This is a genomic window from Pseudomonas fluorescens, from assembly GCF_003732425.1.
In the GTDB taxonomy this organism is placed as follows: Bacteria; Pseudomonadota; Gammaproteobacteria; order Pseudomonadales; family Pseudomonadaceae; genus Aquipseudomonas; species Aquipseudomonas fluorescens_BE.
In genome coordinates this window covers 41,531-52,571 of the sequence record NZ_MOBX01000010.1, presented here as the reverse complement: position 1 = coordinate 52,571, position 11,041 = coordinate 41,531, and the positions used below count along the sequence as shown (strand labels likewise).

13 protein-coding genes are annotated in these 11,041 nt (G+C 60.0%); 3 read left to right on the top strand and 10 right to left on the bottom strand.

The window, feature by feature from the left end; translation table 11 throughout:
- Window positions 1-4: 4 nt before the first annotated feature.
- Both BK670_RS10300 and BK670_RS10295 read right to left on the bottom strand, forming a co-directional pair.
- A complete protein-coding gene (locus BK670_RS10300; protein ID WP_162483043.1) occupies window positions 5-1,369 on the bottom strand; it encodes a DNA recombination protein RmuC in 1,365 nt (454 codons plus the stop codon).
- A gap of 175 nt (window positions 1,370-1,544) precedes the next feature.
- Window positions 1,545-1,868 carry an SEL1-like repeat protein gene (locus BK670_RS10295; protein WP_123449675.1) on the bottom strand — a complete coding sequence of 108 codons (324 nt, stop codon included), beginning with the start codon at window positions 1,866-1,868 and terminating at the stop codon, window positions 1,545-1,547.
- Between the two features lie 962 nt (window positions 1,869-2,830).
- On the opposite strand from BK670_RS10295, the gene BK670_RS10285 reads away from it, so the two are divergent.
- The 3 genes from BK670_RS10285 to BK670_RS10275 all read left to right on the top strand — a co-directional run bounded on the left by BK670_RS10285 (window position 2,831) and on the right by BK670_RS10275 (window position 5,231).
- Window positions 2,831-3,055, top strand: coding sequence for a hypothetical protein (locus BK670_RS10285; protein ID WP_123449674.1), 225 nt, complete (start codon window positions 2,831-2,833; stop codon window positions 3,053-3,055).
- Window positions 3,056-3,330: 275 nt separating this feature from the next.
- A complete protein-coding gene (locus tag BK670_RS10280; protein WP_123449673.1) occupies window positions 3,331-3,813 on the top strand; it encodes a hypothetical protein in 483 nt (160 codons plus the stop codon).
- Between the two features lie 146 nt (window positions 3,814-3,959).
- Window positions 3,960-5,231, top strand: coding sequence for an OmpP1/FadL family transporter (locus BK670_RS10275; protein ID WP_123449672.1), 1,272 nt, complete (start codon window positions 3,960-3,962; stop codon window positions 5,229-5,231).
- 213 nt (window positions 5,232-5,444) lie between these two features.
- Here BK670_RS10275 and BK670_RS10270 read toward each other — a convergent pair whose 3' ends face one another.
- From BK670_RS10270 to cobU, 8 genes are all read right to left on the bottom strand, one after another.
- Complete coding sequence (locus BK670_RS10270; protein ID WP_123449671.1) at window positions 5,445-6,005, bottom strand: glutathione peroxidase; 561 nt, start codon at window positions 6,003-6,005, stop codon at window positions 5,445-5,447.
- 55 nt (window positions 6,006-6,060) lie between these two features.
- Window positions 6,061-6,183: a hypothetical protein gene (locus tag BK670_RS29870; protein WP_259697546.1), complete on the bottom strand. Its 123-nt coding sequence runs from the start codon at window positions 6,181-6,183 to the stop codon at window positions 6,061-6,063.
- Window positions 6,180-7,388, bottom strand: a complete 1,209-nt coding sequence (locus tag BK670_RS10265; RefSeq protein WP_123449670.1) for an MFS transporter — start codon at window positions 7,386-7,388, stop codon at window positions 6,180-6,182. The genes BK670_RS29870 and BK670_RS10265 overlap by 4 nt, the downstream gene beginning before the upstream one ends.
- A gap of 53 nt (window positions 7,389-7,441) precedes the next feature.
- Window positions 7,442-7,846, bottom strand: coding sequence for a MarR family winged helix-turn-helix transcriptional regulator (locus tag BK670_RS10260; RefSeq protein ID WP_007919794.1), 405 nt, complete (start codon window positions 7,844-7,846; stop codon window positions 7,442-7,444).
- 177 nt (window positions 7,847-8,023) lie between these two features.
- The gene (locus BK670_RS10255) at window positions 8,024-8,755 is read right to left on the bottom strand and encodes an adenosylcobinamide-GDP ribazoletransferase (RefSeq protein ID WP_123449669.1); all 732 of its coding nucleotides are present in this window, start codon (window positions 8,753-8,755) and stop codon (window positions 8,024-8,026) included.
- A 1-nt stretch (window position 8,756) separates the two neighbouring features.
- Window positions 8,757-9,332, bottom strand: a complete 576-nt coding sequence (cobC, locus tag BK670_RS10250) for an alpha-ribazole phosphatase family protein (RefSeq protein ID WP_123449668.1) — start codon at window positions 9,330-9,332, stop codon at window positions 8,757-8,759.
- Window positions 9,329-10,384, bottom strand: a complete 1,056-nt coding sequence (gene cobT, locus BK670_RS10245; protein ID WP_123449667.1) for a nicotinate-nucleotide--dimethylbenzimidazole phosphoribosyltransferase — start codon at window positions 10,382-10,384, stop codon at window positions 9,329-9,331. The genes cobC and cobT overlap by 4 nt, the downstream gene beginning before the upstream one ends.
- Window positions 10,381-10,902: a bifunctional adenosylcobinamide kinase/adenosylcobinamide-phosphate guanylyltransferase gene (gene cobU, locus BK670_RS10240; RefSeq protein ID WP_123449666.1), complete on the bottom strand. Its 522-nt coding sequence runs from the start codon at window positions 10,900-10,902 to the stop codon at window positions 10,381-10,383. The genes cobT and cobU overlap by 4 nt, the downstream gene beginning before the upstream one ends.
- Window positions 10,903-11,041: the final 139 nt, after the last annotated feature.

Below are 11,041 nucleotides of genomic sequence, written 5' to 3'. Positions count from 1 at the left end.
GGGTTTATTCAGGGAGTTCGACGAGGCCATCGACGTCGGTCATCGCCCGCTCCAGCAAGTCCGCCGGCAGGCTCTTGCTCGCCCGTGCGCCGAGCAATTTGAGCTGCTCACTGCGACTGACCAGATTACCGCGCCCTTCTGTCAGCTTGTTGCGCGCTGAACTGTAGGCTTTGTCCAGCTGCTGCAGGCGATTGCCGACCTCATCCAGATCCTGAATGAACAGCACGAACTTGTCGTACAGCCAACCGGCGCGCTCGGCGATTTCCCGGGCGTTCTGGCTCTGGCGCTCCTGCTTCCACAGACTGTCGATCACCCGCAAAGTCGCCAGCAACGTCGTCGGGCTGACGATGACGATGTTGCGGTCGAAGGCGTCCTGAAACAGGCTCGGCTCAGCCTGCAACGCCGCCGAAAACGCCGCTTCGATCGGCACGAAGAGCAAAACGAAGTCGAGGCTGTGCAGCCCTTCCAGACGCTTGTAATCCTTGCCGGCCAGGCCTTTGACGTGATTGCGCAACGACAATACATGCTGCTTGATCGCGATCTGCCCGAGGGTGTCGTCGTCGGCCGCAACGTATTGCTGATAGGCGGTGAGACTCACCTTGGAGTCCACCACCACTTGCTTGTCACCCGGCAGGTAAATGATCACGTCAGGCTGGAAGCGCTCGCCATCCGGGCCTTTGAGATTGACCTGGGTCTGGTACTCGCGACCCTTCTCCAGACCGGCGTGTTCGAGCACACGCTCAAGAATCAGCTCACCCCAGTTGCCTTGGGTTTTCTGGCCTTTGAGGGCGCGGGTCAGGTTGGTGGCTTCGTCGCTCAGGCGCAGGTTGAGCGCCTGCAAGCGCTCCAGCTCCTTGGCCAGCGAGAAGCGCTCGCGGGCCTCGGCCTGATAACTTTCTTCCACCCGTTTTTCGAAGGATTGAATGCGTTCTTTCAGCGGATCGAGCAGTTGACCGAGCCGTTGCTGACTGGTCTCGGCAAAGCGCTGCTCGCGCTCATCGAAGATCTTTCCGGCCAGCTCGGCAAACTGCGCACGCAGTTCATCGCGCGAGCCTTGCAGGTCGTTAAGGCGTTGCTGGTGGCTTTCCTGTTGCTCGCGCAGTTCGGCGTTCAGTGAAGCAGCCTGGGCGTCGAGGCGACGCAGCTCAGCTTCCTTGTTCGCCCGTTCGAGGTTCCAGGCGTGGGAGGCATCGCGGGCGTCATCACGCTCGATCTGCAGCAGTTCGACTTCCCGACGCAGTGCTGCCAGGTCAGCCTGCTTGGCGGCATTGGCCTGGCCGAGATCGGCGATTTCATCGCGGCTGGCATCGAGCTGCGCGTTGAGTCCGTCCTGTGCCAGTTGCGCCATGGCCAGCCGCTCTTCGAGCAAGGCGACCTCGGCCTGGCCATTGCTCGCCCGGCGTTGCAGTTGCCAGGCCAGCGCCAGCAGCGGCAAGCCCGCCCCTGCAAGCCCCAGCAATACGCTGGTCAAGTCCATCGCCATAGCCACTCCCGCCGATCTTAGAAAGCCTGAAGGTTAACCAAGGTGTCAGGTCTTGGACAGCTCAGTCTTCGAGCAGACCGAGTTCCTGCTGCGCCCGACGGTCACCGGCACGGGCGGCCTGGCGCAGCAGGTCCTGACCGATGCGACGATCCCGGGCATTACCGCACTCGCGGCACATCAACTGGCCGAGACGGCTTTGCGCAGCCACCACGCCTTCACGCGCCGGTTGCTTGAGCAGGCGGCCAGCGAGGTGTTTGGCATTATGACTGTCGCTCAGGCGCGGGCTGTCGAGCAGCCATTCTGCCACGCGAACGGAAAATCGCTTGGGCGGGATAACAGGAGAAGGTTGTGAGGTAACAGCGTCTGATACTGAGCGAAACTTCATAAAGCACTGTGGGACGAATCGGAAGGCGCGCCACTCTACTCTCTTTTTCTTACAGGTAAAGTCGAAAAACAACCCGGCACGCCCGTCCTAGAGCAAGCGCTCGGGACAATCCACAGAAGCTGTGGATAACTCAGTGGACAACCGCCCTCCAACCGTCGCAAAGCCTTATGGAATGGGGCTCGCAGTCAAACTGACGATTTTTTCACCAACAAAAAAAAGCGATGTTTTTCATTGACTTAAACTTTCGATGCAGGCAGCCAGTGGAGTCAGGATCGGTATGACAGTGCCGTTACAACTTGCGCAACTAATGTGCACAAGTACCTGTTACCCGGTTATATCGATGCGCTTTTTCGAGTCGTTTTGCTAACCGGTCTGGGGATAAACCGGTCTGGCGCGCGGCTTGATGAACAAATCTTCACCGATCGACGGTCAATAGCTGTGCTAAATGCGGGCGATTCTGCGAACCCCAAAGCAGACTCAATCGGCGCCTGCAATCTTTTTCTACACGAAGTTTGCTTTACCCGTTTCGATCCGTTACTATCCGCGGCGTTAGTACCAAGCTGAAAGTCAATTCCGGTCGAACACATCCCCACGGTCAGCCTTCTTCCAAGAAGCCCTACCGAAAAAAGCGGGAACGACCCCTCGATGGTTTCCAGGTAAATCTTGCGCCAACACGGCCTTCCAATGATGTGAAGGGTGTTGCGAAGAACACTTACTCTGACCGAACCAACCTGCAAATTGATCAGGATCTTCACCCCGGGCCCAGAACCTTTGCCCTCGTTGTGATGCCTGCCCTCCTAAGTACCTACCTGCCAGCCCAAGCGCGCCAATTTAATTGCGCTTCAAACTGGCTGCTTTGTTCCAGTCGGGTTCTTCGTTCGACCAATGGTGGTCGACGTTACTGGAACGTTTTAACGTTGCACGGTTCTTATCCGTGTCATTTGTAGGAACACCTAATAACTATGTCTACTCAAATCCACACTCAGGATGCCATTCGCACCCTAACCAACGCTTTTGCACCAATGAACTGCCTGATCATGGCCGCTCGCAAAGGCTGCTTCAGCTTCACCATCGTCAATGAACACGGGATCGCCCGCCACAGCGAGCGTCTGTACCCCGATCAATACTCCAGCGCCGAACCGCTGCAGGCCGTGATCGACCGTACCCGTCAGGCATTGATTGCCTGAGAGCCGAAAAGGCTGCAAAAGCAAAAGCCCCGCACACAATGCGGGGCTTTTTATTGCCTGATGTTTCACTTTTGGCCGCCAGCGCTTAAGCACCAACCGATATAACGGTTATAACTCGAAGCCGGAAATATTTTAAAAACAGGCCTTTACGTCGCGAATATGACACTACACTTCAACTCAAGCGGCGTGATCCGCTTGCGGCGAGCCTGAACCGATCCACTGCTGCCAAGCCCCCCCTTCAGGACTCGCCATTAATAACAAGAACCGAGGGTTTTATGGGTATCGCTGCCAGCGAACTGTGCCGCTACGTGATCCGTCCTACGCTGATCTACCTGGGACGCCACAGCGCAACTGCCGAATCTCTGCTGCTGGGCATTGCCGCCAGCCAGTCAGCCCTGGGCTCCGCCCTGCATGACCGCCGTGGTCACGGCCTCTACCGCATTGCCGAACAACGCCACCAGGCCCTTTGGGATGATTATCTGGCGCTCGACCCGGAACGCGCCAGCCTGGTTCGTGGCCTCGCCAGCCAGCATGCTTTCCTGACCGGCCCGCACCTGGAACTGACGGTCAATCTGCGTTACGCCACAGCCATTGCCTGGCTGCTGGTAGAAGAACAAAACCCCACACTCCCCGATTCCAGCGATTTGCTGGGAATGGCGCGCATCTGGCGCCAGACCTTCCAACCCCAAGGTCGTCTGCGCGACTTCACTTACGCCTGGCACACCTGTGTTTCAACGGTGAATCAGGTCGCTTGCTGACCGTCTGGTTTCAAAAGATCTGCCAACAGGTCGCGAATCTGGTCGGATTGTCCTACAAAACCGCTCTAAATCAAGGCATACGAGCTATAGCGCTAGGGCGAAAATGTTGGTAATTTTCGCCCCGGTGATCACCAGGAGTTCTAATAATGAAAAAAGTCATGCTCAAAACCACCCTTAGCCTCGCCGTTACCATGGCATCCACCCAGATCTTCGCAGCTGGCTTTGCCATCAACGAACACAGCATCAGCGGGATGGGCACTGGTTACGCTGGGCGATCTTCTTCTGCCGACGACGCAAGCACTGTTTATGGCAACCCTGCCGGCATGTCGCGCCTCAAGCGCGAACAAGTCACTGGCGGCGTTGCATTCCTCGATGCAAAAACCGATATCAGCGATGCCAGCTCCAGCCCTAACGGCGGCAGCAACAAAGGCGACATGGTGCCCTTCACCTCCGTACCTATGGGCTTCTACGTCAAACCGATCGATGATCATTGGGCATTCGGCCTGGGCGTGTACGTGCCGTTCGGCCTGATTACCGACTACGAAAAAGGCTTTGCCGGCCGTTACTTCGGCAGCAAGTCCGAAGTACAAGTGATCACCTTCCAGCCAACCGTCAGCTACGCCTTCAACGACAAGGTGTCGATCGGTTTTGGTCCGACCATCAACCGCATCGACGGTACGCTGGAATCCAACCTGTCGATCACACAGGCCCTGCCGGACGGCAAGGTCAAGATCAAGGGTGACGACACTGCACTGGGCTACAACGTCGGCCTGCTGGTACAGGCCACCGACACCACTCGCGTCGGCCTGACGTACCACTCGAAAGTCGACTACAAGCTCGAAGGCGACACCAAGGTCAACTACGGCGCGCTCGCCGCAGTCGGTCTGGGCGCCAACCAGAAGTACGACGCTTCGCTGAAGATCACCACACCTGAATCGGTCGACCTCTCGGTCACCCAGGCGATCAACGACCGCTGGAACGTGTATGCCGGTACCACCTGGACCCGCTGGAGCCAGCTGGAAAAAATCACCGTGAAGAACTCCGGTGTCCAGCCGCTGCTGGCCGGTCAGTTCGGCGAAATCACCGAAGACCAGAACTGGCACGACTCCTGGGCTTACGCCGTGGGTACTTCGTATCAGTTGAACAAGGAATGGGTACTGCGTACCGGTCTGACCTTCGACCAGTCGCCGACCAACAACGTCGACCGTTCGCCACGTATTCCTACCGGCGACCGGACCATCTTCAGCATCGGTGCCGGCTGGAGCCCGACCGAAGACCTGACCATCGACGTTGCCTACTCCTACCTGAAGGAAGAGTCGGTCAAGATCCGCAACGAAAACAATCGTGGCCAGACCTACGACGCCAAGTATGAAAACTCGGCAAACGGTTTCGGTGTCGGCGCGACCTACCGCTTCTGATGCTGCACGGCGAGGCTAACCCCTCGCCCACAAAAAAGCCCCGCTCTCTTTGCAGAAAGCGGGGCTTTTTATTGCCTTGAGTTTGCTCACCACCACAACACAATTCCCATGTGGGAGCGAGCCTGCTCGCGAAGGCGGTGTATCGATCAATACACATGTCGACTGGCAGACCGCTTTCGCGAGCAGGCTCGCTCCCACAAAAAGTTCAGCGCATCAGGGTTTCAGCGGTTTCGAGGCAATAGCCTTCTCGATCGCGGCGATAAACTCAGGATCATCCGGCTTGGTCAGGCTGGAGAAGTTGGCGACAACCTTGCCCTGGCGATCGACCACGTATTTGTAGAAATTCCACTTCGGCGCACTGCTCTGTGCAGCCAGCACCTGAAACAGATGCGTAGCGTCATCACCACGAACCTTTTGCGGCTCGGTCATATTGAACGTCACGCCGTAGTTGGCGTAGCAGACCTTGGCGGTCTCGGCGCTGTCCTTGGACTCCTGCTTGAAGTCGTTAGAGGGCACGCCAAGCATTTCCAGCCCCTGCCCTTCATAACGCTTATGCAGTGCCTCCAGGCCTTCAAACTGTGGCGCGAACCCGCAGAAGCTCGCGGTATTAACCACCACCAACGGTTTGTCGGCGTACTGCTTGCACAGATCGATGGATTCCTTGGCTCGCAACTTGGGTAGCGAGCCTTGCAGCAATTCGGGACAGTCGGCGGCCTGAGCCAGGCCAGTCAACGCCATCAGCAACGCGGGAACAGCACACCAGCGCATCAGCATGTCGAGCATCCTTGAGCAGTCGTTCAGAATTCGACGTTACTCGTCATGCCCGCTTCTAGCAAATGCTCATGCCCAACTGCATCAAGGCCAGGCCGCCCTGCTGCCAGCCCCACCACACCAGCGCCAGCACAGCCGCGCCGAGTGCAGTGATGGCCAATCGTGGCCAGAGCCCACTCATGCGGCGCTCGCTGCGGCTTGCAGACGTGCGACCGGTCGCTCGCGCACCGGCCAGTTCAGCGCGGCCGCCAACAGGCTCAGCAGAACTGCCACTTGCCAGATCAAGTCATAACTCCCGGTTCGGTCATACACCACCCCGCCCAGCCAGCCGCCGAGGAACGATCCCAACTGATGGAAGAGGAACACGATGCCCCCGAGCATGGACAGGTTTCGCACCCCGAACAAGGTCGCCACCGTACCGTTGGTCAACGGCACCGTCGACAGCCACAGGAAGCCCATGGCCATGCCAAACAGGTACGCCGACGTAGTCGTCACCGGCAGCCACAGGAACAGCACGATCACCACCGCGCGCAACAGGTACAAGCCCGTCAGCAAGCGTGGCTTGGACATGCGCCCGCCAAGCCAGCCGGCGGTGTAGGTGCCAAAGATATTGAACAGCCCGATCAACGCCAGCACTGTGGTACCGACACTGGCCGGCAGATGCTGATCGACCAGATAGGCCGGCAGGTGCACACCGATGAACACCACCTGAAAACCGCAGACGAAAAAGCCAAACGCCAGCAGCCAGAACCCGGAATGCGAGCAGGCTTCGCGCAGCGCTTCGGACAGGGTTTGTTCATGGCCAAGCACCGGCAGCGGCTTGTCCTTGAGCATGCTCACCAGCGGCACGATTAGCGCCACCAGCAAGCCCAAGACCAACAGCGCCGCCGACCAGCCGAGCCAGCCAATCAAGCCGAGGGTGCCCGGCAACATGGCGAATTGGCCGAAAGAGCCGGCGGCGCTGGCAATGCCCATGCCCATGCTGCGTTTCTCCGGCGGCACCGCGCGGCCGACGACGCCGAGGATCACCGAGAACGAGGTGCCGGACAGACCGATACCGATCAGCAGACCGGCGCTCAGCGACAGCGTCACCGCCGAATCGGACAAGCCCATGCACACCAGGCCCAGCGCATACAGCACGCCGCCGATCAGCACCACTTTGGCTGCACCGAAGCGGTCAGCGAGTGCCCCGGTGAACGGCTGCGCCAAGCCCCAGATCAGGTTCTGCAAGGCAATGGCGAAGGCAAACACCTCGCGCCCCCAGCCAAACTGCGCGCTCATCGGTGACAGAAACAACCCGAAGCCGTGCCGCACGCCCAATGACAACGCCAGGATCAGCGCACTCCCCAGCAACACCCAACCGCACGTACGCCACATCGATGTCATTGTTATTCTCCGCTTGCGGGTATATACCCGCTTGAGTTTGGAAAAAACCGGCCTCAGGCCAGTTCATCCAGCAATCTGAGCAAGGTTTCACGCTTCTCGGCGCCCAGTCGGTCGATCAACCGCTGCTGCGCCGCTTCCCAGGCCGGCAGTGCCGCTGCCAGGCGTTGCACGCCGGTCTCGGTGAGTTTGACGATGCGGTTGCGCATGTCCTCGCCTTCGGCAAGCGCCACCAGCCCCTCGCCTTCCAATACCCGCAGATTGCGCCCGAGGGTGCTGCGGTCCAGGCCCATGGCTTCGGCCAGTTCGGAAATGCTCGGCTGATCCAGACGCTGCAGATTGCACAGCAAAGAATACTGGGCAACGTTGATCCCGAAGCCGTCGAGAGCGCCGTCGTAATGCCTGCTGACGCCACGAGCGGCGCGACGCAGGTTGGTGCACAAACACTGAGAAGGAAGCATGATGCGTGTATATACCCGTGACTGTGTTAAATCAAGTTACAGATGAGTTTACCCATAACATTTGTACTGCCTCTGACAAACCGCTTTCGCGAGCAGGCTCGCTCCCACATTTGCAATACGATCCCCTGTGGGAGCGAGCCTGCTCGCGAAGAGGCCAGCACAGACAATCCAAAACTGTCAGACCAAAACCAATCCAGCCAACACCACCATCTCCAGCAATTCCAGCAACGCCCCCGCCGTATCGCCGGTCGTTCCGCCCAACCGCCGCATCATTACCTGCCGCAACCAGACAAACACAACAACCGAAATCACCAACGCAACAACTGCGCCAAATCCGGCGATCAGCAAGCAGGCCAGCGCACTACCGCCCAACACCCACCACCCGGCCTTGCGCGGCAAATGATCCGCCAACGCCTGCCCCAACCCACCCGCACGCACATACGGCGTGGTCAGAAACAACCCCAACAGCGCCGCCCGCCCGAGCAGCGGCACGATGATCAACGCCAGCCCGTGCCCTTGCTCAATCAAAGCCAGCAATGCCGCAAACTTGAGTAGCAACACCAACACCAGCGTCACTACCGCAATCGGCCCGCTGCGCGGGTCTTTCATGATCGTCAGCGTACGCTCGCGATCACCAAAACCGCCGAGCCAGGCATCGGCGCTGTCGGCCAGACCATCCAGGTGAAGTGCCCCGCTGAGCAACACCCACACCGTCAGCAGCAACGCCGCATGCAGCAGCAACGGCGCCCCCGCCAACGCCAGATTCAGCGCCCAAAGAATGACGCCGAACAGCAACCCCACCAGCGGATAAAACAGCAGCGACCGCCCCAACTGTTCCGGCTCAGGCATTCCCGGCAAACGAATCGGCAGGCTGCTGAGAAATTGCAGGGCGATCCACAGCGGCAACATGTCAGTGACCTTCCTTGAGCGAACCATCAGCCTGGATCGTCAGCGCAAACAACGCGCCGTGAGCGACTTCGACATTGAGCAGTTGCTCACGCGGCAACCCTCGCGCCTGCGCCAACAACAAGCGCATCACACCGCCGTGACTGATCAGCAACACCCGCTCACCGACATAGGCGCGGTGCAGGCGTGCAACCGCTGCCAACACCCGAGCGGAAAACTCGCTGACCGGCTCACCCTGCGGCGGCGTGAACGAATACGGATCAGCCCAGAACAGCCCCAAGGCCTCGGCATCCGTTTCCATCAACGCCGCTGCGCTCTGCCCCTCCCATGCGCCGAAATGCAGCTCCTGCAGATTCTTGTCCAGTTGCACCGGAAGATTCAGCTGTTCGCCCAGTTCGGCGGCGAAGCGTGCACAACGCTGCAACGGCGAACTGACAATCCGCTGCCACGGCCCACCCTCGACCACCGCCGCACGCATCTGCGCCCAACCCTGTTCGGTCAGTGCATCGTCAAGGCTGCCGCGCAGGCCACCGCCCAACTCCGTCTCACCGTGGCGCAGCAGGTCCAGATGCAAGGTCATGCCGGACGATCCGCCACCGCCGCTTCGGCGAACGTCGCCATCTGCCCGTGCAGATCGCAAGCCAGACGCAACAGCGGCACCGCCAACGCGGCGCCACTGCCCTCGCCCAGACGCAGACCGAGTTCGAGCAACGGCTCAGCCTTCAGCGTTTCCAGCACATGGCGATGGCCCGGCTCGGCGCCCCGGTGACCGAACAGCAACCACTCGCGGCAGTCCGGATTCAAGCGCACCGCAACCAGCGCAGCGACCGTGCAGATAAAACCGTCGACCAGCACTGCAAGGCCTTCTTGAGCCGCCGCCAGATACGCGCCGACCAGCGCAGCGATTTCAAAACCACCGAGATTGAACAGGGTCTGCAAGGCATCACCGCGCTGCGCGGCGTGCAACGCCAATGCGCGCTCGATCACTTGCGCTTTATGGCTGACGCCTTCGGCATTCAATCCAGTACCGGGGCCCGTCAGATGCGCCACCGGGCAATCGAGCAAGGCACAGGCCAAGGCGCTCGCGGCGGTGGTGTTACCGATGCCCATTTCGCCACCGATGAACAACTGCGCGCCTGTGGCCTTCGCCCGCAACAGACTGTCGCGACCGGCCTGCAATGCCAGCTCGCCTTGAGCCTGAGTCATCGCCGCGCCCTGCACGAAGTTGGCCGTGCCCGGGCCGATGTTCAAGTGGCGCACACCTGCAAGGTTCAGCACTGGATTCACCGTGCCCAGATCAACCACTTCCAGCTGCGCACCGAGCTGCCGCGCCAGCACGCTGATCGCCGCGCCACCGCTGACAAAGTTGAGCAGCATCTGCCCGGTGACTTCCTGCGGGAATGCCGAAACACCTTCAGCGACCACGCCGTGATCGCCGGCAAAAATCGCGATCCAGACCTGCGCCAGCGTCGGTTTGACCTGACCTTGCAGACCCGCCAGTTGCACTGCGACCGATTCCAGACGCCCCAGCGAACCCGCCGGTTTGGTCAGTTGCTGTTGCCGTGCCGTCGCTTGTTCAACGACGTTGAGATCGACCGGTTTGCACGGGTTCAGCCACCAGGTTTGAGTCATAACGCAGGTCCTTTCAAAGTCAGGGGCAGGCCGGCGACAGTCAGCACGACACGCTGACAGCGCTCAGCCAGAGCTTGATGCAGCCAACCGGCTTCATCGACGTAGCGGCGAGTCAATTCGCCCAGCGGCACGACACCCATTCCGGTCTCGTTGCTGACAAAAATGATTTCACCCGGCAAGGACGCCAGGCAGTCGAGCAAGGCTTCGCGCTCGGCGGCGAGGCGTTCGGCGTCATCGAGCATCAGCAAGTTGGTCAGCCACAGGGTCAGGCAATCGACCAGCAGGCAACGCTCGGCGCTGGCGGATTCGCGCAGGACGCGCGCCAGTTCCAGTGGTTCTTCGATGAGTGCCCATTCGGCGGGACGGCGCGCGCGGTGATGGGCGACGCGGTCGCTCATCTCACCATCGAGGGGTTGGCTGGTGGCGATGTAGGTCACGGCCAGACCGCTATCGCTGGCGAGCTTTTCCGCCAAGCGACTTTTGCCGGAGCGGGCGCCGCCGAGGATCAGTTGGAGCATGGGTTCATCCAGGAAAATGTCTAGTGAGGCGGCCGCCGCCTTCGCGAGCAGGCTGGCTCCCACAGGGTTATGAGTGGTGCTCAAATTTTATGGCTAACCGCATTCACTGTGGGAGCGAGCCTGCTCGCGAAGAGGCCCA